We start from the raw sequence: 24075 nt of genomic DNA, 5'->3' as shown, positions 1-24075 counted from the left end.
GGAATTTTCCCGAATACGGGTTCTCTGATCCGCCTGATGGGTGCGGTACTGATCGAGCAGAACAGCATCAGGCAGTCCCGAAAATCGATCTTCAGCCAGAAGTACTACCGGAAGATGCAGGAGGCGGGCACGAAGGAGAAGCTCGTCAGAATAGCAGAAGAACAGATCGCGCTTCTGGCGGCATGACTTTTGGCTGGCACATCGTCGCAGTTCTGTCAAGGAAACCTCTTCGAGGTGCATTCTGCATCCTTGACAGACCCGCTCCGGTGCGCCGGCGGTCAGGTAGTGGATGCAGGGCATCCCCTGCATCCAAAGATGCCTAAAGGCAATTTACACACAAATCAGGACTTGACTGGCGTACGCCGGATTACATGCGAAATCGGCCGAAAGGGTCCATTCCGCACCATGCATAAATAGATCGGGAAAAAATAGGCGAAGCATTCATGTATAGGTGTATAATCTTTTATCGGTTTGATGTGATAAAGCACCTGCAGTCCACCCGCAGTCCGCCTGCAGTCCACCCGCAGTCCACCTGCAGTCCGCCCGCAGTCCACCCGCGGTCCGCACCATGCCCGCCAATCAGCCGACCTCCCCGCACTACAGGTATCCCAGCGTGCGAAGCAGGAACAGCCAGCCGGTCAGTGTCACAGAACTCAGCAGCGTGGTAATGAGGACCGCAGCACCGGAAAGATCGCCGTTATTGCCGAAGCCTTTCGCCATGACGAAGGAAGTGACGGTGGTAGGAGAACCGCACATGATGACGGCGGCCAGCAGTGTGTCATTCCGGAACCCCAGCCAGACGGCGACGGGGATGAAGATCATGCCCAGCCCCGCCAGCTTCAGGAACACAGCGATAAGCGTCAGTTTCAGACGGGAAAGAATGCGGCCCGCCCGGATGGAAGCGCCCAGAGCCAGAAGGCCCAGGGGGGTGGCGGTAGCGCTGATGCTGGAAAGGGTCCGGTCGGCAATCACAGGGAAACGGGTGCCGGACAGAGACCAGGCAAGGCCCAGAAAAATACTGATGATCAGGGGGTTCTTCAGGATGTTCAGCAGTGTGTGCCGGAGCAGATCATGACTGACCGCCTGATCTTTTTCGTTTTCCTTCGGACCGTACACGATCAGAACCACCACGGCGAAGGCGTTGTACAGCGGGACGGCTCCCAGAATCATCATCGGGATCATTCCCGCATCCCCGTACATATTTTCGGCCAGCATCACACCCAGAATGGCAGCGCTGCTGCGGTAGGCCGCCTGAATGAATTCGCCCCGTTCCTCCGGTGCTTTGCGGCAGAGGGGGCCGGAGATCAGGGTGATCCCGCCGATGGAGAGCAGGGTGGCGGCGAAACAAAAAAACACAAACCGCCCGTTCCACGCCTCCCGGAAATTCTTGGACGCCAGATCATAGAACACCATCACCGGCAGCGGAAAAAGGAAGACGAAGCGGTTCAGTTTCGCAGTGAAGTCCTCCGGCATCAGTCCGGCCCTGCTCAGTGCCAGTCCCAGCAGGATCAGCACGAAGGCCGGCAGTGTGGTGTTGATGCATGTGATGAAGTTTTCTGCCATGTCGTTCTCCTTGTCTGTCCGGGGATCCTTCCCGGACAAAAAATATCAGACGGACGTTCGTTCGGATTTTTTTGTCAATGGAATCCATTATACGCTTTCAAACTGCAGCGTGCAAAAACCCGCTGACATTTCTGCATGGATGCGGCAGAAATGTCGGCGGGTTTGTTTGCACCCGGCACGAGATTATTGTATAATAAACTGAATTGTTATCGATAGCCGAGGGAGGGAAAATCACGAGATGAACGGTGGATTTCCGACTAACAGCTTAATATTGCTCGGACTGGCGGCGGTTGCTGTGATACTGCTGGCGGTCATCCTTTCGAAGGTGGTCCGGGGAAATCGGGAACGGAATGAGATGCTGTCCGATATCAGAGGGTCAGTGGATCAGATCCGGGATCAGGTGAACCGGCCGGAACCGGAGGATGGGAGAGGCCCTGCGGGCGGCGGACCGGGTAAGCCGGAACGGAAGAAGCAGGCAGAATCCCCGCTGAAAGCTGTGTATGTGGATAACCGGGTGCCGGGTATGGCCGGCGCTCCTGCGGGTGAGCAGGGTGGAATGCCGGAGGCGGCTGCCCAGGATGCCGGACCGGAACCGGAAGTGCCGGAGATCGCTGCGGAAGCGGCGACTGCGGAAGCGGCTTCGGACCGTCCGGCCGGGAAGGCTCCGGAGACGGAAGAATTCCATCCGGATGAATTTAATGATGTCATTTACTGGGACGGTGAGCTGGAGCGTCATGAACTGGTGCCGAAGGATTACCGGATCGTTGCCGTTGTGCAGCCGGAAACGCCGGCAGGATTTCTGGTTCGGGTTCCGCGTCCGATGCGCGTTGTCTGTGTGACCCATCCGGCTGTGCCGGCGGGGGTGCGGATACAGATTGCTCATCCGCTGGTGCCGGTGGCATTCGTGCAGCCGCAGACGCCGGCAGGCACACTGGCTCAGGTGGAGCGTCCGCTGGTTCCGGTAGTGGTGGAGCAGCCGGAGACACCGAAAGGTATTCTGGTGGCGCTGGAACCGGAATGGACAGTGAAGGAAATCGGGCAGCCGGAAACGCCGCACACGATCTCTGTGACTGTGCAGCCTGATCAGGAAGCGGAAGCCGTACAGGAAGCGGAAGAGCCGGAAATGCAGAATGTACCGGCAGAAGTGCCGGAAGCGGCAGCGTCGGCGGAAGCAGAGGTGCCGGAGGTAACGGAAGCACCGGAAGAACCTGCGGAAATGCCGGAAACCGTACCGGCAGCGGCGGCCCGGACAGAGACAGCACCGGAACCAGAGACGGCAGAAGCAGCGGATGCCGCAGCGCAGATCCGTCGGAATGCGGAGGATCTGGAGGCTCTGTTTGCCGAAATCGAAGCGGAGGCGAAGGCCAGAGGTTTCATCGATCCGACTGTGAATCTGACTGCAGCGCTGCGTCATGAGAACGAAGCGGCGGAAGCGGCGAGCGAAGAAGCGGCGCCGGCAGAAGCAGAAGCACCGAAGGCGGCAGAAGAAACGGAAGCTCCTGCGGAAGAACTCCCGGAGACACCTGCGGCAGGAAGAGTTCTGGCAGGCCGGGTGAAGGCGAATGCAGGAAATTACGAAGAGGACCGGTATCCGGAATCCGCCGGGAAGCCGGAGGATGATCGGTATCTGGGATTCCTGCAGAAGTCGGAGGAGGATCAGTATCCGGGATTCCTGCAGAAGTCGGAAGAGGATCAGTATCCGGAGTTCCTGCAGAAATCGAAGGAGGATCAGTATCCGGAGTTCCTGCAGAAACCGGAAGACAGCGAATATCCGGAGTTCCTCCGGGCAGATACACGTTTTGCTGCGGGACAGGGAATTGTCAGACAGGAGCCGAGAACGGAAAGAACGGGCAGAAGAGCGGCTGCGGCCATGGCCGGCAGAACGTCTGCCATTACGACATCCGCTGTGAAGTACGATGCGCGGGACTGTGCAACGGACAAGCACGGGAAGTCTTATACACTGGAGGAGCTGAGAGAACAGATCCGATAGTCAGGAGTAGTTAAATCTGGAGGAGAGCATGTCAGTGATACATTGTAGAAACTGCGGTCAGGAGCTGAGCGAGGGCGCCCGGTTCTGTTCCAACTGCGGGACGAAGGTGGAGGAAACGCCGTCATCCCCGCGGCAGGAACGGCCGCAGCCGCAGACGAAACTCGATGTCGAAGCTGAGCGGATCAGTTCGGAACGGGCCTCTCGTCTGTATGAGGCAGATCAGGAACGGAAGAAGAACCGTCAGACATATAACATTGATGATTTCAGCTGGGATCTGAACGGATACCCGAGCCAGGGAAGCCACCGGACGGAAGAAGTGGATTTTCACTGGGATAACCAGCGTCCGGAACGGAAACCGGAGCCGGAAGAGGATGTCATCGACTTCAGCCGGCCGGTCGAGCAGGAAGAAGTGATCGATTTCCGGCCGGAGCCGGAGGATAAGCCTGCCGAAGCAGAGGCGGCCTTCACGGAGGCGCCGGAAAGTGATCATCTCGGAGAAGAGCTGGCGGCAGAGGAAGACGGATTCGATGCGGACCATGCGAGACACAGTGAAGAGAAGATCGATAAGTTCTTCACTTACAGCACGAAGAATGCGGCGTTCCAGGATCTGCTGGACAAGGAATATTCCAAACTGGCGGATGATGATAACGTCCGGGAACGGCAGGAAACCCGCAGAATTGCAGAGGCGCACCAGTCTTCAATTCAGCAGGATCTGGATAAGCTGATGGGTCTGGTGGATTCGGCGAAGAAGGCAGACGAAAGTGCGCCGGCGGCCCCGGCCGGTTCGGCGGAGAGTCTTCCTGCGGAGGGTATTTCGGCGGAAGAAGCAGAAGTGCCGGAAGCGGAGGGAACCCAGACGGCACCGGCGAAAGCCCGTCCGGCGGAAACGGAAGAACCGGACGCTGAGCCGAAAGCGGAAGTGACGGCCGGACAGGAAGCGGCGGAAACCCAGGCGGCACCGGCGGAAGCCCGGCCTGCGGAAACGGAAGAGCCGGACGCTGAGCCGGAAGCGGAAATGACAGCCGGACAGGAAGCGGCGGAAACCCAGGCGGCGCCGGAAGACCGGCCGGCGGAAACGGAAGAATTGCCGGCGGCAGTTTCTGCCGGATCGCCGGCGAAGCGGGAAGAAACACCGGTGAAACCGGCACAGGCGCCGGAGCGGGAGCAGGCGGAGACACCGGTTTCCCGGGGCGGCGTGACGTCGAAGCCGCACGAACCAGAAGCGCGCCGGAAGGATTTCAACGATATTTTCTCGGATGACAACAAGCCGGAGCCGCCGAAGCGGAAGCATCCGGTTCTGACGGTCATCGGTATCATCGTACTGCTGATCATTCTTTTCGAGGTCGTTGTGATCTGTGTGAAGCAGTTCGCACCGAACAGCGCTTTCGGCCTGCAGATTCAGGCATTTTATGATAAGATCTTCGATCTGATCAGCGGCATAACAGGATAGCCGGCACGGAAATACCGGTACATACGAACGGAATGGAGGGACCGGTCAGAAGTGAATACTGACCGGTCCTTTATTTGTGAAGGAGGTTGCAAGATGAAGGTTGTGAAAGTCGGGCGAAAGCCCCGGGGAGGGTCCCGATGGGGCATCGTGCTTGTCGTTCTGCTGTTGATCCTGGGCCTGTTCGCAGCGCTGACCACATTTATCACGGACTGGATGTGGTTCCGGGAGATGGGTTACGTCAGTGTATTTTTCAAGAAACTGATTACCCAGCTTCAGATCGGGATTCCGCTGTTCATTGCGGTGTCCCTGCTGATTGATCTGTATCTGCGGCACCTGAAGAAACGATATTTTGAAAAAATCGAATCCCACGAGGAGACGGATCTGAAGAGACTGACCCGGATTACCCGGATCATCGCTGTCATCTTCGGTGCTGTCATTTCGCTGTATGCGGTGGAAAAACTGTGGTTCAATCTCCTTCAGTTCCTGAACAGCACGAAGGTGGAAACGAAGGATCCGATATTCCATCTGGACATTTCCTTCTACCTGTTCCGCCTGACCTTCCTGAAGGACCTGAACGGGCTGCTGATCAGCGTCATTCTGATCTTCATTCTCATGACCCTGCTGTATTACGGCGTCTTGATCAAACTGCACAGTCCGGATGTCTTCGAGCGGGACTATACGGCGGTGCCGCCGGGACAGGAGAGTACCGGTCCGGAGGGCGCATTCTGGGAAACTCCGCTGGGGCAGGCTTCCCAGGAGGTCCGGGAGCGGTTCGGCAAAAAGCGGGGGCGCCGGTTCGATCGGGACAATGTGATCGGTCTCGGTTCCATCGCTTCTGCACAGCTGATTACCCTGGGCGTGATCTTCTACCTCATGCTGGCGCTGGAGTTCTTTTTCCGGCAGTTTGATCTGCTCCATGATCATACCGGAGCAGTCTACGGCGCCGGATTCGTGGACGTGAATGTCCGGCTGTGGCTGTACCGTCTGCTGGTGCTGATCTGCCTCGCCGGTGCGTTTACGGTGGTGCATCATATTCACAAGCGGGAGTTCAAGAAACTGGTCCGGGTACCGGTGGTCCTGATGGCAGTGGGACTGGCCGGCAGCCTTGTGGCGGTGGGCGTCCAGAACCTGATCGTGTCTCCGGACGAACTGAACAAGGAATCGGCATATCTTTCCCGGAATATTAAATATACACAGTTTGCCTATGATCTGGACCACGTGAAGGTGGACCGGTTCCCGGCCGACGAAAATCTGACTTCTGCGGATATCTCGAAAAACGAGCAGACGTTCACCAATGTCCGGATCAACGACTACGACCCGGTGAAAACGTTCTACAACCAGACACAGAGTATCCGTCAGTATTACACATTCAATGACGTGGATGTGGACCGCTACCAGATTAACGGCAAGCTGACCCAGACTTATCTGTCGCCACGGGAGATTGACGAGTCGAAGATCAGCGGGACATGGCTGAATCATCATCTGAAGTACACCCACGGATACGGCGTGACCCTGTCCCAGGTGAATGCCGTGACGGCCAGCGGCCAGCCGGATGTTCTGGTGAAGAACATTCCGCCGGAATCCTCTACGAAGAGCATTCAGATCAGCCGTCCGGAAATCTATTTCGGCGAGATGACGAATGATTATACCCTGGTGGACACGAAGGAAGACGAATTCGATTACCCGGACGGCAGCCGGAACCGTTACACGAAATACACCGGGAAAGCAGGCATCCGCCTGAATCCGTTCGCCCGGATCATGTTCGCACTCAGGGAACACAGCTTGAAGCTGCTGGTCTCCACCAACCTGAACAGTCAGTCCCGGATCATGATCAACCGGAATATCGAGAAACGGGTGAAGACCATCATGCCGTATCTGAAGTATGACGACGACCCGTATGCTGTGACGGTGAACGGACGGATCTACTGGATCGTGGATGCGTATGCAACCAGCTCGCTGTATCCGTATTCGGAGCCGTACAGTGATGAAGTGGGTACCAGCAACTATATCCGGAATTCCGTGAAAGTTGTGGTGGATGCCTATAACGGAGATGTGAATTACTACATCGTGGACCAGGATGAGCCGATTGCCCGGACATACCAGAAGATCTACCCGAAACTGTTCAAAGATTTCGATCAGATGCCGAAGGAACTCCGGTCCCACATCCGGTATCCGAATGATATGTTCACGATTCAGGCCCGGATCTACAGTAAGTATCACATGAATAATGTGAAGGTCTTCTATCAGGATGAGGACCGCTGGGACATCGCCAACGAAATCTACGGCACGAAGCAGACGGCCATGACGCCGAACTACTTCATTGTGAAACTGCCGGGAGAGAAGAAGGCCGAGTTCATCAATTCTGTTCCGTTCACACCGAAGTCGAAGCAGAATATGACGGCGCTCCTGATCGCACGGAACGACGGGGATCATTACGGGAAACTGATTCTGTACCAGTTCCCGAAGTCCAAGACCGTCTACGGACCGATGCAGGTGGAGGCCCAGATCGACCAGAATACGAAGATTTCCCAGGACTTCTCGCTGTGGAGTTCCTCCGGATCCCAGTACAGCCGGGGCAATCTGTTCGTGATTCCGGTGGAGGATTCCCTGCTGTATGTGGAGCCGGTCTATCTGGAAGCGTCCAATTCGGCCATTCCGGAAGTGAAGCGGGTGATCGTGGTCTATGGTGACCGGATCGCCTACGAGTCCACTCTGGGAGATGCACTGGAATCTCTGTTTGGCAGCACCGGCGGCACGACTACGGAGGAAAATGCCAAGGACGACGGGAAAGAAAGCCGTTCCGGGGAAACCAAGACCACCATGGACTATATCCGGGATGCCCAGAAAGCATACAATGCGGCGCAGGATGCCCTGAAGGACGGAAACTGGAGCGAATACGGAAAACAGATGGATGCTCTGGAAGAGGCCCTGAACAGTGTCAAGAAATAGCGAAGATCCGGGAAGGAAACGCATCTTGCGGAGAATCCTGTTTTCCGGGGAACGTGTATGATATATTTGTGTTACAGGAGGTGTGAAATGGACAATCAGTTCGATGTCAATGCACTGGCGGAGAAGGCGCCGGTGGTGAAACAGATTGCAGCCGGGGAGGAAGTCGTCTGGGTCAACCCGAAGAAGGCGCCCCGGTTTGCGGACGTTCAGGACAGTCTCCCTTTGTCCATGGCTGATGTGAAGGATGCGGCGGACCGGCTGGACCGCTTCGCTCCGTTCATCATGAAGAAGTTCCCCGAGACGGCACCCCGGCATGGCCTCATCGAGTCGGCGCTCACGCCGATTCCGCAGATGCAGAGGCGTCTTCAGGAAAAGTACGGCGCAGATCTCGGGGGCCGGCTGCTGCTGAAGCGGGACAGCGATCTGGCGGTGGCCGGGTCCGTGAAGGCCCGGGGCGGCATATATGAAGTGCTGAAGCACGCTGAAGATCTGGCCCTGGAGCATGGTCTCCTGAAACCGGGGGATTCCTACGAGAAACTGGCGTCCGGGGAGGCGATGGAATTCTTTTCCCGGTACAAGGTGCAGGTGGGCTCCACCGGTAATCTGGGGCTGTCCATTGGTATCATGAGTGCGGCGGTGGGATTTCAGGTCATCGTTCACATGTCGGCAGATGCCCGGCAGTGGAAGAAGGATCTGCTCCGTTCGAAAGGCGTCATCGTGAAGGAATACGAGAACGATTACAGCGTGGCGGTGCAGAACGGGCGGAAGGAGTCGGATGCGGATCCGATGTCCTATTTCGTGGATGACGAGAATTCTCAGAATCTGTTCCTGGGTTATGCGGTGGCGGCGGAGCGTCTGAAGGCCCAGCTGGATGAGCAGGGAATCACTGTGGACGCTGCGCATCCGCTGTTTGTCTATATTCCGTGCGGGGTGGGCGGCGCCCCGGGCGGCGTGACGTTCGGTTTGAAGCAGCTGTTCGGGGATGACGTTCACTGCTTCTTCGTGGAACCGACCCAGGCGCCGTGCATGACCCTCGGGATGGCTACGGGCCTGCAGAACGGCATTGCGGTGACCGACGTGGGGCTCACCGGGATGACGGAGGCCGACGGTCTGGCGGTGGGCCGGCCGTCCGGGTTCGTAGGCAGTGTGATGGATCCGCTGCTGAGCGGGGCGTTCACGGTGGAAGATGGAAAGTTATATGAGTATATGCGGGATCTCATGGAGACCGAAGATATCTTCATTGAGCCTTCTTCCTGTGCATTATTCATCGGACCGGAGAAGCTGACCCGGGCGCCGGAGACCGCAGCGTATCTACGGGAAAACGGGCTGCTGGAGAAGATGAAGCAGGCCGTCCACATCGGCTGGGCGACCGGCGGGGCGCTGGTTCCCCCGGAGGTCCGGAAGAAGTATATGGAAACGTATCTGTAGTTTGTGCCGGGGCGGACGCTCCGCCCCGGTATGTACCAGAATCAGCCGGGATGACATCATTCGAATACACAGCAGGAAAACTTTCCGCGGCATCAGAAAAGCTGCGGAAAGTTTTTTTATGTGGCTGGATTGTACAGGATATCAAAATCGGTCAATGTTTTGCCGAGAATCAACATGGTCCCGCGAAAAGGGTTACGGTAGACTACAGGAAAGAGAATCGTTGTGAGGATCTGCTGACGGGGGCAGGGGTAGGATAACATGATCAAAACAATAATCGTGGATGATGAGCCGATGGTCGCTGAAATCATCCGGTATTTTGTGAAAAAAGGGGATCTTCCGCTGGATATTGTGGGAACTGCAGACAACGGAATCATCGCAGAGGAACTGATCCGGAAGTATCAGCCGGATCTGGTTTTCCTGGATATTCAGATGCCGATGAAGAACGGGTTTGAAGTGATGCGGGATCAGCCGGACACGAAGTATATCATTGTCACCGCATTTGACACATTTGATTATGCACAGCGGGCTCTCCGGCTCGGTGCGATGGATATTCTGTTGAAACCGATTGATTACGAGCAGCTGAAGCAATCTGTGTCCCGGGTGGTGGGCTGGAATTTTACGGCGAATGACACCGTCAACGATATTGTGGAATATATCAATCATCACTATGCGGAGGATATTTCCCTCACCGATCTGTCGGAGCAGTTCTTCCTGACATCCAGCCATATTGCCCGGCTGTTCAAGAAGTATATGGGGGAAAGCGTCATCAACTATGTTAACCGTGTCCGGATTGACAGTGCGAAAGTGCTGCTGGACAAGGGAATGAGTGTGAAAAACGTATCGGAAGCCGTAGGGTATCACAGCCTGAACAATTTTTATAAGCATTTCCGGAAGCTGACAGAAACCACACCGGCAGCATACTGCAGCCGGAAAGGGAACAGGGGATAGTCAAGATCGGTATATTCCAGCGCAATTGCGTGAATAGCCCCGCAGTCTGCCCGGTGATACGATGGGGACAGTTCAGAAATGAAAATCCCGGAAGGAGTATTGCTGAGACGGGGGACAGAGGTCTGCTCCCGAGAGAAAGGGTAGGTTGGAAATGCTGAAAAATACGAGAAAGTCAGATCCGGAAGTCTATGAACTTGTCTGTGAGGAATTGGAACGGCAGGAACACAACATCGAGATGATCGCTTCGGAAAGTACTGCCCCGCTGGAAGTGATGGAGCTGAGCGGTTCGGTGTTTACGAACAAGACACTGGAGGGTTACCCGGGAAAACGATTCCAGGCCGGGTCGGAAGTTGCCGACAAGGTGGAGGAACTGGCGTGGGCCCGGGCGAAAGAATTATTCGGTGCAGAACATGTCAATATTCAGTCCTACTCGGGATCCACTGCGAACTACAGCGTCTTCGCCTCGGTGCTGGAGCCGGGAGACAAGATTCTGTCCATGCGTCTGGATCAGGGCGGTCATCTGACCCACGGATCCCCGGCGAACTGGATGTCGAAATTCTATCATCATGAGTTCTACGGGGTGGATCCGGAAACAGAGCAGATTGATTACGATGCTCTGGCGGAGCATGCGAAGCAGTTCCGGCCGAAGCTGATTATCGCCGGTGCGTCTTCCTATCCGAGACTGATCGATTATGAAAGAATGGCGGAGATTGCTCATGGTGTGGGGGCATATCTGATGGTTGATATGGCCCATATTGCGGGACTTGTTGCGGCGAAAGTTATTCCGAGCCCGATTCCGTATGCGGACTTCGTATCTTCATCGACGACAAAGACTTTCTGCAGTGCGCGTTCGGGAATGGTGTTCTGCAAAGAGAAATACGCAAAAATGCTGGACAAAGGGACTTTTCCGGGCTCCCTGGGATCCCTGCAGTTCCAGACCATGGCGGCGAAATGCTGGTCCTTCAAGTATGCGCAGTCCGAGGAATTCCGGCAGATCATGCAGCGGGTTCTGGATAATGCGAAGTGCCTTGCGGCGGAACTGGAAAAGAAGGGATTCCGCTGCGTCAGCGGAGGAACAGACAATCACCTGGTTCTCTTAGATCTCAGGCCGATGAATGTGACGGGAAAGGTGATGCAGAATGCACTGGACAACATCGGCATCACAGTAAACAAGAACCAGATTCCGTTCGATCCTGCATCACCGTTTGTAACCAGTGGCATCCGGATTGGTCTGACTTCGGTATCCCAGAGAGGTCTGGGAGAACCGGAGATCAAGCTGATCGCCGACATCATGGCGCGGGTGGCGAGAGAACCGGAGAATGAGGAGGTTCTGGCCCGCTGCCGGGCGGAAGCACAGGAAATGATTGCGAAATTCCCGCTGTATCCGGAAGGCAGTTTCGACGATTAAATTCCGCCGAGCAAATTCTGTGTACTCGAAGCAGAGGCTGGAGAATATGACCGCCTGAATAATTCACCAATATAGAGTCAGAGGAGAGATCCCCGCCCGGGAAGTGAGCATACGGGCGGGGATCTTTCTGTATAGGTGTCTCCCGTATTTTGACCTGCTCTGCTTCTGTATGCATCAATAACGTTCTAAAGGGGGATAAAATGCAGAATTATCCATATTCTTTGGAAAAACTATAATTCAATCAAACCGTTATTGAAAAGCAACCGCAAAGGAAAAAGGAGGTGCAGCGGATGGGAGATATCGGAGATCGTGTTCGAAAACTGATGGATGAGACAGAAACAGCGGTCATCGAGGATTTTAAGTATATTCACCAGCATCCGGAATTAAGTTTTCAAGAGCATAATACGACAGAATTGATCAAAAAAAGACTTCAGGAGTTGGACATTGAACTGTTGGATTATGGTCTTGAAACCGGTGCAGTAGGTCTGCTTCGCGGCGCAGCGGACGGTCCCTGTATTGGCCTGAGAGCGGACATTGATGCTTTGCCGGTGAAGGAACAGTCCGGCTGTCCCTTCCCGTCTCTCAATGAGGGGGTAATGCATGCCTGCGGTCACGACTCCCACACAGGTTCTCTTCTGGCAGCAGCACGAATCCTCTCTGCCATGAGAGAGGAAATACACGGCAGTGTCAAGTTCCTCTTCCAGCCTGCTGAAGAATTAAATCTGGGGGCGAAGTTGATGGTGAAACAGGGATGTCTGGAGAACCCGCATGTGGATGCATTATTTGGTCTGCATAACTCACCGGAGATCCCGGCGGGGACCGTGGCCGTAAAGAACGGGCCATTGATGGCGGCGGTGAATCGGATCAATATGAAGATTACCGGTGCCGGAGGACATGGGGGGATTCCCCAGAGAAATGTGGATCCGATTGTCTGTGCAGCTTCCATCATATTATCGGCGCAGACGATTGTCAGCCGGAACACCAGCCCGTTTGATCCCTGTGTGCTTTCGATCTGCAATGTGCGTGCAGGAGAAGGAACGACGAATAATGTGACGCCGAATGAAGTGAGAATGTATGGAACGGTCAGGGCCTTTCGGGAAGAGGATATCGATCTTATCGAAAAGAGACTGCGTGAAATCATCGAAAATACCGCAGCTGCCTATCAGTGTGAAGGAGAACTGGAATTTATCCGTGAACTGAGTGTGACAGGGGCGAAGGAACTGTACCCTGTGGGGCTGGCGGCGGCCTCCGAAGTGGCTGTGCCGGTTGATCCGGTTCCATCCACCGGCGGAGAAGATTTCTCTGTTTTCCAGGATGCCGGAGCCAACTGTTTCTTCTACTGGCTGGGAACACGAAATGAGGAAAAAGACTGCGTCTATTCCTGGCACAGTCCGAAATTCCAATTCGATCCGGCATGTCTGAAGATCGGCGGCGGCCTGTACAGTATGTCGGTATTTAAGGCAATTGAATATCTGAAATCAGAGGAGGCGTGATGCATGAAATTTGAAAACACTAAGAAAGTCCTGCAGTCCTGGCCATTGGTACTGACTTGCTTCGTTATCGTTTGCATCAGTGAGAAGATCAACATCATCACCATCCCTGTGGGGCAGGCAAATATCATGTTTCTTCCGCTGCTCTATGCCATGGTTCTGGGTTTGCTGTGCTTCCTGATCAAACCGATTAAATGGATTGATGTGGAGTCGAGTCATAAGGCGAATACATTCGTTGTAATCGGCATCTCTGTTTTTATTGCAAAAGTTGCCGTGAACTCCGGTGCGGCGATCATCGTGATTGCGAAGAGCGGATATGTGGTCCCGCTCATCGCACAGGAATTCGGCAATCTGGGCACGATCCTCGTTGCACTGCCGGTTGCAGTCCTGCTGGGATTCAAGAGGGAAGCCGTCGGTATGACCCATTCGATTGCAAGAGAGCCGAATGTGGGGCTGATTGCACAGAAATACGGACTGGATTCACCGGAAGGCCGGGGAGTGCTGACGACATATACGGTCGGAACAGTCATCGGGACTATTTTCATGAATCTTCTCGTATCGTTTCTGGCGGCATTCACGCCGATTCACGTGTATGCCCTGGCCATGGCCTGCGGGGTGGGATCCGGCAGTATGATGGCGGCGTCCAGTGCACCGCTTCTGGCAATGTTTGAAGAGGGATCAGCACAGTACAATATGATTTCCACGCTGGCGGGTTTGAGCAACACGTTCTCGACGGCAGACGGCATTCTGATGTCGATTCTGATCGGCCTGCCGCTCTGTAACTGGTGGTACAAAAAGCTGGATCGTTATCGGTCGAGAAGGTCCGGGAAGCAGTAGTGCGGCATTTGGATAATAGAACGGGATATCAGGAGGAAAACAGTATGAAGAAAGAAATGAGTCTGGATAAATTCCTGGAAGGGCTTCTGGTCATGTTGATTACCGCAGCCATTGCGTTAGTCGGAAACTGGATCACCAGCGGATTTGCAATTCAGTTTTCGAAGGCGATTCCGGGGATGCTGATTCTGCTGGTGATAGCGGTTGCCGGGATGTTTCTGGGGGATATCACTCCGATCCCGGGCGTTATCTGGATCACCATCATTGGTATTCTGGCGGCCGTTCAGGGAAGCCCGACGGCGACGGTCGTGAATGAGTATGTGGGTCAGATCGGTTTGCTTCCGCTGGCGACGCCGGTGCTGGCCTTCGCAGGGGTGAATATCGGAAAGGACTGGGTGGAATTCAAAAAAATCGGCTGGCGGGGCGTTGTGGTTACGCTCTGTGTCATGGTCGGAACTTTCGTCGGATCGGCCTTGATTGCATGGGGACTGCTGGAAGGAATGGGAATCATTTAGGATTCCCGTTCCGGGATGAGGTCTGAAGTGCGAGATGTGCAGAAGAGTGGGGAGGTGGTGCGGATGAAAAATGTATTATGCTACGGCGACTCCAACACCTGGGGATATATCCCTGGCAAAGGCGGAGAGCGCTACGACTGGAAAACCCGGTGGACAGGACGGCTTCAGGATCTGCTGGGTGATGACTGCCATGTAATAGAAGAAGGGTTGAACAGCAGAACAACCGTGTTCGATGATCCGGTGAAGGGATACAAAAGCGGGCTGGCATATCTTCCGCCGTGTCTGGCCAGTCATAAGCCGCTGGATCTGGTGATTGTGATGCTGGGAACCAATGATCTTCATGAGCGGTTCGGCATGAATGCATACAATGTCGGAGAAGCGATGAAAAGACTGGTGGAGGAAATCCTGCATTCGGGCTGCGGGGCGGACGGAAAAGCGCCCGCCGTACTGCTGGTGTCCCCTGTCCGTATTTTAGAAACGGTCATGGATAATTTCATCGGCCAGGAAATGGGAGCGTCCTGTGTGGAAAAATCCAGGGGGTTAAGTCAGCAGATCAAACGAATTGCGGATCTGGAAGGCATATCCTTCTTTGATGCAGAAAGTGCTGTCTGTGCAGATCCGGCGGACGGGGTGCATATGAATTCTGATGCGCATGCTGCTCTGGCGGGAGCGCTGTGCCCGGTAGTACAGAAGATACTGAGGAATGTTTCGAAGTGAGGAGGTGTGACAGATGGAAGGAATAAATACGGTTCTGACGTCCATCACCGGTGTCCTGTTCGGTCCGTACATGCTGGCGGTCTATTTTGGTACGGGTCTGTACCTGACAATTCGAACGAGGGGCATTCAGTTTCGGAAAATAGGGCTGGCTTTTCGGTCGATGTTTCGGACGAAAACCAGCGGTGAGGGAGAAATCCGGCCGTTCTGGGCATTAGCTTCTGCGCTTTCCAGCTGTATTGGTGTCGGAAACATTGCAGGGGTGGCGGCGGCGATTGCCACCGGAGGACCGGGTGCGATTTTCTGGATGTGGGTTGCGGCGATCCTGGGGATGGCGACGAAATACACGGAAATCGTACTGGCAATGAAGTTCAGAGAGCAGGATGAAACCGGCCAGTGGCACGGCGGCTGCATGTATATCTGGAAAAACGGAATGAAATCCCATCCGTATCTGGCGAAAGTGCTGGGGGGAATATTCGCTTTCGCAGCAGTGTTTGTGGGACTGGTGAGCTGTAATATGCTGCAGACCAATACGGTTGTCTCTTCTCTCAGCAGGTATCACGTTCCTGGATGGACTGTAGGCATTCTATTTGCAGTACTGACAGGTGTGATTATACTCGGGGGTATTAAGAGACTTGGAAGGGTTACCTCTGTGCTGACGCCGGTGATGGGATTGATCTATGTGGCAGGCTGTATCGTCATCCTGATTCTTCACGGAAATCGCATTATCCCTGCGTTCGGACTGATTTTCTCGGCAGCGTTTAACGGACAGGCGGCAGTAGGCGGTTTTTCCGGAGCGTCCATCGCATTCGCAGTCAGGATGGGCGTTTCCCGGGGCATTATGAGCAATGAGGCGGGAATTGGTTCCTCAGCCATGATCCATTCGACGACATCGGCAAAAAATCCGTGTGAACAGGGACTGTTCGGCATTCTCGAAGTGTTCTTCGATACGATCGTGGTATGTACTGCCACTGCGCTGGTCATCATAACAACGGGTGTTTGGCATTCCGGCGCAACTTCTGCGGCGCTGAGCGCAGAAGCGTTCCGGCTGGGACTTCCGGGGAACTGGGGACATATTGTTGTTATCGTGGCCACGGTATTGTTCTCCTATTCGACTCTGCTGGGCTGGTCCTGGTATGCGGAGACCGGTGTGTCATTCCTGCTCGGCAGCAGTGTGGTCAAGCCGTTCCGGGTGATATGGTGTGTCTTCGCATTCCTCGGAGCGATCATCAATATTACTGTTGTGTGGAATCTGGCGGACACGGTAAATGGCATTATGGCCCTTCCGAACCTGTTGTCCCTCTGGGTGTTTGCCGGTGCGGCCATGAAACTGACGAAGGAACACTTTTCGAAAGGGGATAAACAATAACACAGATACTGGGATGCCAGGCAATCCAATACCGTCCACGGAAATCCGCAAGCGATTTCTGCGGACGGTATTGCATGAATTTGACGGGGAAAACCGGAGAAATAATCAAATTACATACATAAGATGCGGGATCAGAGTATATCTGAAGTGAAAAAATTCGGATAAATTATCGGTAAGGTAATTTTCTGTCTGAGTTCTGCGCAGGAGAAAAAACGGGATTTTCATAAGTGAGCAGAAACGAGAGGGAAGGAGAACAGAATGGAAACCTTTAATACCGTTATTAATACGATCAACGGGATCATCTGGAGCAATGCGCTGGTGATTCTGTGCCTGTGTGCAGGCATCTTTTTCTCGATCCGAATGAAGTTTCCTCAGTTCCGGCTGTTCCGGGAGATGGGGCGGCTCATTGTGGCAAAACCGGATACCGACAAGGGAATTACCCCGTTTCAGTCATTTGCGGCGACGGTAGGCTCCCGGGTCGGTATGGGGAATGTAGCAGGGGTTGCGACGGCGATTTACTTCGGCGGTCCGGGTGCTGTGTTCTGGATGTGGGCGATTGCACTGATCGGAGCAGGCTCCGCATTTTCCGAGACTGCTCTGGCACAGGCTTACAAGAGAATCCATGAAGGAGTGTACGTGGGCGGCCCTGCCCATTTCATGGACCGGGGACTGCATCTGAAACCGCTGGCAGTGGTTTTCGCCTGTGCGACCATTCTGGGACCGGGACTCCTGATGCCGGGGGTGCAGGTCCAGTCCATCGCTGCCACCTTCGACAATGCGTGGCACATTCCGTACTGGGTCATCGGTGTGGCATGTGTCATCCTGGTCGCTCTGGTGACATTCGGCGGCGTGAAGCGGATCAGCCGTGTGGCAGAGCTGTTGGCACCGGTCATGTGTGTGATTTATCTGGTGCTGGCCATTGTCATCATTGTACTCAATATTCGCAGACTGCCGGGCGTCATCGCCCTGATCTTCCAGTCCGCATTCGGTGCGAAATCAATCTATGCGGGGATCATGGGAAGCACGATTGCCTGGGGCGTGAAGCGCGGCGTGTATTCCAATGAAGCCGGTCAGGGTTCCGGTGCAATCATTTCCGCCTCTGCAGAGTGCAGTCATCCGGCGAAACAGGGACTGGTTCAGGCCGGATCCGTATATATTGATACGCTGCTGGTGTGTTCCTGCACCGCATTTATCATCCTGCTGACCGGAACGTATAACGTGGCGGACGCAGGGGGTAAATTGATCACCGCAAATGTGCCGAACATCACATACGGCGTGCTGTGGACACAGACTGCGCTGATGCGTTCGCTGGGAGCCTGGGTCGGAAAACTGCTGGCGGTAATTATCATCCTGTTTGTGTTCACCAGTCTGATGGGATACTACTACCAGGCGGAGTCCAATGTCCGTTACCTGTCGAAGGAAAACAAGGCCTGGACTTATGTTTTTCGCTGCGTCTTCCTGGTTTCCTGCTATGCCGGAGTTGTTGTGAACAGTCAGGTCGTCTGGAGTATGGGCGATATCGGCTGCGGCGGAATGGCATGGTGCAACATCATTGCGATTCTGCTGCTGTCCAACAAGGCGGTAAAGATTCTGCGGGATTATGAAAAACAGAGGAAAGCGGGTGTGGATCCGATGTTTGACCCGGAAGTGTTCGGCATTGACGATCCGGATGGCGTCTGGGACGAGTATGCAAAGAAGAGAAAAGAGTATCATCTGGATTAGATCGGGTAATTTCAACGGGGCTGCGGGTCAGCCCCGTTTTTGCGTGCAGGAACGGACACAGAAAGATGAAACGAACGGGGATCAGAAAAATGAAAATTCTCATGATCCGGTGGTGATCGGAATCTGCAGAAGTATGCAGGTCTTTCCGCCTTTCAGAATGCGGATGTCCATGGAGAACTGTCCTGCGAATGAATATTGCAGCTTGTCGTAGATCAGTGAAAGACCATGACCGGAATGGGATGCCCAGCCTTCCCGGATCTGCTTCAGTTCCGCAAGTCCCGGCGGAATCCCGTTGTTGATGACTTCAATGCAGATATTCTCCTGCTTCGGCGCCACGTTAATGCAGACGTACTTTTCGTAATCGTAAGACATGAATCCGTGGGTGAATGCGTTCTCGACGATGGGCTGCAGGAAATTAAACGGAACAGGGGTGTTCAGGCAGTGATCGTCGATGTTGTATTCGATCCGGAGACCGTCGCCGTACCGCAGTTTCTGGAGACTCAGATAGGTCTGCAGGTATTCGATTTCCCGTTTCAGGGACACCATTTTCATGTCTGTGACCATGGTGTACCGGAACATCTTTGAAAGATTGACGATGCTGGTATAGAGGTCATAGCGGTCTCCGGTCAATGCCATGGCTGCCATACTGTTCAGCGTGTTGAACAGAAAATGGTGATTGATTTTCAGATTTGTGATCTTTTCCTGTACTTCATTCAGATTCTTTTTCAGTGCCGTGTTCTCCTGGGCACTTGCGTTCAGCAGATGCTTCTGGTCTTCCAGCTTCGATATTGAAGAACACATCATGCAGTAACTCTGTATGCTGTTTTGAATCTGCTCCATCACATGAAGGATTCCCTGCTCTGTGCTGCGCGGCGTATCATAGTTTTCGCTCTGCCCGCCGGCGGGGTTCGGCGAAGAATAGTGCTGTCCGCCCCGCAGTACACCGATCATCCTGTCCCCGAGCCGGATAGGCATGAGATAGCATTTCATCTGCTTCGAACAGGTGAAGACGTAGTGATTCTCCTCCGGAGCGGCATTGGTAAGGGATGCGGAATAGCACGCACACGCTTCGGGATGAAATGCGGGATTGCAGCACTTGTGGCAGAGTTCGGGGTAGGAGGCATTGTGCAGAACAATCTGCTTCTTTTTGTCATACAGACAAAAAGGAATGCATATGTCGTTCAGCAGCCGGGGTTTCAGTTCACTGACAGCATTGTACAGAAGATGACGGAGCCGGTCGTTCTGACCGGGATCGTAGGCCTGCCAACTGACCGGACCGGTGGGTCCGGGAGAAACTTGAAGAGGAACGGGTACTGAGATCAATATTTCCCGAAGAGGGATCTCTCCGGTATTGATGACTTCATGAATGGAATTCGGGCGGATAGCCCGGTACATACCCGGATGGATCCGGGCCTCTTCCCCGTTGATCCTGGAAATACCGGTCCCCTCCAGAACATACAGAAATTGTTCGTGCCCGTAATGTACATGGGGAGACTGGGTGCTTCCGGGGAGAATTGTTGTAATCCCGACGCTCATCCAGCGGTTCTCTTCGTCCTTTTCGGGAAGGTACTCCCAGTCAATGTAACCCCATTCCGTTTCCTGTCTCATGTTCCCCTCCTTTCGCAATCGTATCGTCCTTTTCACATCATGCTTATTTTTTGATATTTTATCATCGGTTGTCAAGATTTGCGAAGACTATCCGGAATTGATCAAGATTGATCAATAATGACATGGCGGAGAGAAACGAAAAGATCGGAGAAGATGGTATAATCGAGGAAAAAAGAGAGTTGTACCAGTGCGGCTATGGAGGAGCAGTGTATGGATTATGAGCAGGCGATGGAATATCTCCATTCTCCGGAGTTCCTGGCGACGAAGCCGGGATTGCATACCATCCGGGAGTTACTTCACCTTCTGGGCGATCCGCAGGAGAGTTTGAAATACATCCACATTGTGGGAACGGACTGGAAGTGGGCTACGGGCGCTTTTCTGAAGAGCCTGCTGCAGCGGGCAGGTATCAGAACGGGTCTGTTCACCGCTCATTATTTCCGGTCGATCCGGGAAAGAATCTGTATCGGAGACATGCCCATTCCGGAAGAAACCCTGGGGGAGCTGACAGAAGTCCTTCGGGAGGCGGTGGACGAATTGCGCCGGGCCGGCGGTGAAACACCGACGATTTATGAACTGTTTGTGGCACTGTCATTTCTGTATTTCCGGGAAAATCGCCCGGACATTGTGATCATGGAGGCGAATCTGGGCGGGGGTGAGGATGCCACAAATGTGATACCGGAGCCGGAGGCGACGGTGGTCACACGGATTTCCTATTTCCATTTCAGCAGGCTGGGGAATACCCTGACTGATATTACCGAAGCGAAGGCAGGTGTCGTTCGGGAGGGGATCCCGGTGTTTTCCTGGATGCAGGAAACGGAGGCCCGGAGCGTACTGGAGCGGGTCTGCGAAGAAAAAAATGCGCCGCTTCACTTCGTCCAGCCGGAGGATGTCGCTCTGCTGGGCAGCCTGCAGGACGGGCAGCGAGTCCAGCTGGGAGACGATCCTGTTATGAAAATCCCGTTTTTCGGAGATTATCAGGCATATAATGCGGCACTGGCCGTGGATGTCTTTCGCTATCTGGCAGCGAAGCACGGCTGGAATCGGGGAAACAACGTTGTGGCGGAGGGTCTGGCAGAGACCCGGCTGGACGGACAGCTCACTGTGGTGAACCGGAAGCCGCTGGTGATCATTGATAATGCAAAGAATGAGGAACTGGCAGAGGTACTGTACGAATCGCTGGATACCATGTTTCCTGCACGTCAGATCACATTCGTTGCCGGTTTCGTCCGGGCGAACTTTTCGGATCAGACGATGATGGAGATGTTCATGGAACTGGGGCCGATTACGAAGCGCGTCCTCGCTGTCACGCCGGAAGGAAATCAAGTGGTTCCGGGTTCCTATGTGGCAGAAAAGCTGCGGGAGAAAGGGTACGATGCGGAGGCATTTCCTTCCGTTTCGGAAGCACTGGAGAAATGCCGCAGGTCCTATCGTGACGAAATTATCTGCTGCTTCGGATCATTCTCCCTGATTCGAAGCGTGGAACGGGCATTTCAGGAAAAATCGTGCGTCAGAGAAACGATGCATCAATTTTCGTGAATGATTATTCCGGAAAAGAGAACGAATCCGCCGTCATTTGCGGTATAATCAGATTACATGCAAAAAGAGTACGAGAAATCGGAATTCGTTTGAAAATCCGTCCGAACGGACCGGATGTGCAGCTGCGCAGGAGAAGAACAGGAGGAATCACCCATGGAAATCAAATCCGATATTCAGATCGCCCAGGAGAATACGCCGGAGAAGATCAATGTGATCGCCGACCGTCTGGGCATCAGCGATGACTACGTGGAGAACTACGGAAAGTTCAAGGCGAAGATCGACTATAACATTCTGAGGGAGAAGGCCGGACAGCCGGACGGAAAGCTGATTCTGGTGACAGCCATTACACCGACGCCGGCAGGGGAAGGGAAAACCACCACTTCCGTGGGCCTGACCGACGGACTGAACCGGATCGGAAAGAAAGCGGTGGCTGCCCTCCGGGAGCCGTCCCTGGGACCTGTGTTCGGCATCAAGGGCGGTGCGGCCGGCGGCGGCTATGCGCAGGTGGTTCCGATGGAGGACATCAACCTGCACTTCACCGGCGATATGCATGCGATCGGTGCGGCGAACAACCTTCTGGCTGCAATGCTGGACAATCACATTCAGCAGGGGAATGCGCTGGGCATCGACCCGAAGAAGATCACCTGGAAGCGGTGTGTGGACATGAATGACCGGCAGCTCCGCCATATTGTGGACGGCCTGGGCGGCCGGATGCAGGGTGTTCCGCGGGAGGATGGCTACGACATCACCGTCGCCAGTGAGATTATGGCGATTCTTTGTCTCGCATCGGATATTGACGATCTGAAGGCCCGGATTGCCCGGATTGTCGTCGGGTACACCTATGACAACCGGCCGGTGACGGCGGCGGACCTGAAGGCCCAGGGTGCCATGACGGCGCTGCTGAAGGATGCGCTGAAGCCGAATCTGGTACAGACGCTGGAGCACAATCCGGCATTCATCCATGGCGGTCCGTTTGCCAATATCGCCCATGGCTGCAACTCCGTCATGGCGACCCGGATGGCGCTGAAATTCGGAGACTATGTGGTGACGGAGGCCGGATTCGCTGCGGATCTGGGCGCAGAGAAGTTCTTCGATATCAAGTGCCGGATGGCGGGACTTCATCCGAGTGCCGTGGTGCTGGTGGCTACGGTTCGGGCGCTGAAGTATCACGGCGGCGTGGCGAAGGCGGATCTGAACGAGGAGAATCTGGAGGCACTGGAGAAGGGAATGCCGAATCTGCTGCAGCACCTCCGGAATATGAAGGAAGTCTATAAACTGCCGGTGGTGGTGGCGATCAATGCATTCCCGACGGACACGAAGGCGGAACTGGACCTGGTGGAGGCGAAGTGCCGAGAGCTGGGTGTGAATGTGGCTCTGTCCGAAGTATGGGCGAAGGGCGGAGAAGGCGGCGTCGCACTGGCAGAAGAGGTGGTTCGCCTCTGCGAGGAACCGAATGATTTCTCCTTCTCCTATGACGTAAACGACAGCATCGAAGAGAAGCTGAATGATATTGCGAAGAAGATCTATCACGCAGACGGTGTGGACTTCACGCCGGGGGCGAAGAAACAGATGAAGGAACTGACGGAGCTGGGCTTCGGCGCCACGCCGATCTGCGTAGCGAAGACCCAGTACAGCTTCTCGGATAACCCGAAGCTGCTGGGAGCGCCTTCCGGATTCCGGATCACAATCCGCAATCTGAAGATCAGTGCCGGTGCGGGATTCATCGTCGCCCTCACCGGGGATATCATGACCATGCCGGGTCTGCCGAAGGTGCCGGCGGCGGAGAAGATCGACGTGGACAGCACGGGAAGAATTTCGGGACTGTTCTAAGAGGAACGGACAAAAAGAAACGGGATGGGGCGTTCTGCCGCCCCGTCTTTTTTCACAGCAGCAGATCGACGGAGGGCGGAAATGATATTTACAGAACTGAAGGCGAAGGAATTCGTGGAAGTGCTGGCGTCGAAGGCACCGGTGCCCGGAGGCGGCGGTGCGTCGGCGCTGGTGGGCGCCATCGGCATGGCACTGGGGAATATGGTAGGTTCTCTGACCACGGGAAAGAAGAAATACGCCGACGTCCAGGGAGACATCACGGAACTGATGGGCCGGGCGGAACGGATTCAGGGGGAACTTCTGGATCTGGTGCAGGCGGATGCGGAGGCGTTCGAACCCCTGTCCCGGGCGTACGGCCTGCCGAAGGAAACGGAAGAAGAACGGGCCAGGAAGGCGGAAGTAATGGAGCGCTGCCTGGAGGACGCCTGCAGCGTGCCGATGCAGATCATGGAGAAATGCTGTGAGGCGATCGATGTGACGGAAGATTTTGCCGAAAAAGGCACGAAGATCGCCATCAGTGACGCCGGAGTCTCGGCCATGATGCTCCGGGCGGCACTGGGCGGCGCCAGTCTGAATGTGTTCATCAACACGAAGTCCATGAAAAACCGGGAGCGGGCCGCAGAGCTGAATGCCCGGGCGGAGGAGATGATCCGGGTTTATACGCAGAAGGCGGACCGGATCAGTGAAATGGTTCTGCAGCAGTTCCGGAAGGAGGCGTGAT

At 54.7% G+C, this 24075-nt stretch carries 17 protein-coding genes and 1 pseudogene; 16 read left to right on the top strand and 2 right to left on the bottom strand.

All coding sequences use genetic code 11. The features are described from left to right. Window positions 1–186, top strand: a pseudogene (locus BLQ24_RS10045) (hypothetical protein); the annotation flags it as partial. 411 nt (window positions 187–597) lie between these two features. On the opposite strand, the gene BLQ24_RS03825 reads toward BLQ24_RS10045, so the two are convergent. Then, window positions 598–1563, bottom strand: coding sequence for an AEC family transporter (locus BLQ24_RS03825; protein ID WP_090162835.1), 966 nt, complete (start codon window positions 1561–1563; stop codon window positions 598–600). 238 nt (window positions 1564–1801) lie between these two features. Between BLQ24_RS03825 and BLQ24_RS03820 the strand changes: the two genes are divergently transcribed. The 12 genes from BLQ24_RS03820 (at window position 1802) to BLQ24_RS03765 (ending at window position 18380) form a co-directional block, all read left to right on the top strand. Continuing rightward, window positions 1802–3553, top strand: a complete 1752-nt coding sequence (locus BLQ24_RS03820; RefSeq protein WP_143004245.1) for a hypothetical protein — start codon at window positions 1802–1804, stop codon at window positions 3551–3553. A gap of 28 nt (window positions 3554–3581) precedes the next feature. Further along, on the top strand, window positions 3582–5003 hold the full coding sequence (locus BLQ24_RS03815; protein WP_090162832.1) for a zinc ribbon domain-containing protein: 1422 nt from the start codon (window positions 3582–3584) through the stop codon (window positions 5001–5003). A 93-nt stretch (window positions 5004–5096) separates the two neighbouring features. Beyond that, window positions 5097–7952: a UPF0182 family membrane protein gene (locus BLQ24_RS03810; protein ID WP_090162830.1), complete on the top strand. Its 2856-nt coding sequence runs from the start codon at window positions 5097–5099 to the stop codon at window positions 7950–7952. Between the two features lie 87 nt (window positions 7953–8039). Further along, window positions 8040–9380: a D-serine ammonia-lyase gene (locus BLQ24_RS03805; RefSeq protein ID WP_090162829.1), complete on the top strand. Its 1341-nt coding sequence runs from the start codon at window positions 8040–8042 to the stop codon at window positions 9378–9380. Window positions 9381–9638: 258 nt separating this feature from the next. Continuing rightward, complete coding sequence (locus tag BLQ24_RS03800) at window positions 9639–10328, top strand: response regulator transcription factor (protein WP_090162827.1); 690 nt, start codon at window positions 9639–9641, stop codon at window positions 10326–10328. A 151-nt stretch (window positions 10329–10479) separates the two neighbouring features. Further along, window positions 10480–11736, top strand: a complete 1257-nt coding sequence (locus tag BLQ24_RS03795; RefSeq protein WP_090162825.1) for a serine hydroxymethyltransferase — start codon at window positions 10480–10482, stop codon at window positions 11734–11736. Between the two features lie 290 nt (window positions 11737–12026). Next, window positions 12027–13229 (top strand): M20 metallopeptidase family protein, encoded by a 1203-nt coding sequence (locus BLQ24_RS03790; protein WP_090162823.1) that lies wholly within the window; start codon window positions 12027–12029, stop codon window positions 13227–13229. A 3-nt stretch (window positions 13230–13232) separates the two neighbouring features. Further along, entirely contained in the window at window positions 13233–14063 is an 831-nt protein-coding gene (locus BLQ24_RS03785; protein ID WP_090162821.1) for a DUF3100 domain-containing protein, read from the top strand. 44 nt (window positions 14064–14107) lie between these two features. Further along, complete coding sequence (locus BLQ24_RS03780; RefSeq protein ID WP_173327752.1) at window positions 14108–14575, top strand: hypothetical protein; 468 nt, start codon at window positions 14108–14110, stop codon at window positions 14573–14575. Window positions 14576–14638: 63 nt separating this feature from the next. After that, a complete protein-coding gene (locus BLQ24_RS03775; RefSeq protein WP_173558218.1) occupies window positions 14639–15292 on the top strand; it encodes an SGNH/GDSL hydrolase family protein in 654 nt (217 codons plus the stop codon). A gap of 13 nt (window positions 15293–15305) precedes the next feature. Beyond that, a complete protein-coding gene (locus BLQ24_RS03770; RefSeq protein ID WP_090162818.1) occupies window positions 15306–16658 on the top strand; it encodes an alanine/glycine:cation symporter family protein in 1353 nt (450 codons plus the stop codon). Window positions 16659–16916: 258 nt separating this feature from the next. Beyond that, complete coding sequence (locus BLQ24_RS03765; RefSeq protein WP_090162816.1) at window positions 16917–18380, top strand: alanine/glycine:cation symporter family protein; 1464 nt, start codon at window positions 16917–16919, stop codon at window positions 18378–18380. Between the two features lie 99 nt (window positions 18381–18479). On the opposite strand, the gene BLQ24_RS03760 is transcribed toward BLQ24_RS03765, so the two are convergent. After that, window positions 18480–19988, bottom strand: a complete 1509-nt coding sequence (locus tag BLQ24_RS03760) for a histidine kinase (RefSeq protein ID WP_090162814.1) — start codon at window positions 19986–19988, stop codon at window positions 18480–18482. A gap of 210 nt (window positions 19989–20198) precedes the next feature. On the opposite strand from BLQ24_RS03760, the gene BLQ24_RS03755 reads away from it, so the two are divergent. The 3 genes from BLQ24_RS03755 (at window position 20199) to BLQ24_RS03745 (ending at window position 24074) form a co-directional block, all read left to right on the top strand. Further along, window positions 20199–21524: a bifunctional folylpolyglutamate synthase/dihydrofolate synthase gene (locus BLQ24_RS03755; protein ID WP_173327747.1), complete on the top strand. Its 1326-nt coding sequence runs from the start codon at window positions 20199–20201 to the stop codon at window positions 21522–21524. Between the two features lie 153 nt (window positions 21525–21677). Beyond that, window positions 21678–23354, top strand: a complete 1677-nt coding sequence (locus tag BLQ24_RS03750; RefSeq protein ID WP_173452365.1) for a formate--tetrahydrofolate ligase — start codon at window positions 21678–21680, stop codon at window positions 23352–23354. 81 nt (window positions 23355–23435) lie between these two features. After that, entirely contained in the window at window positions 23436–24074 is a 639-nt protein-coding gene (locus BLQ24_RS03745; RefSeq protein ID WP_090162810.1) for a cyclodeaminase/cyclohydrolase family protein, read from the top strand. Window position 24075: the final 1 nt, after the last annotated feature.

Origin of the sequence: Eubacterium pyruvativorans, assembly GCF_900102225.1 — a bacterium.
Lineage (GTDB): Bacteria > Bacillota > Clostridia > Peptostreptococcales > Anaerovoracaceae > Aminicella > Aminicella pyruvativorans.
The sequence above is the reverse complement of the archived record's forward strand: the minus strand, read 5'-3'. Positions and strand labels throughout refer to the sequence as shown.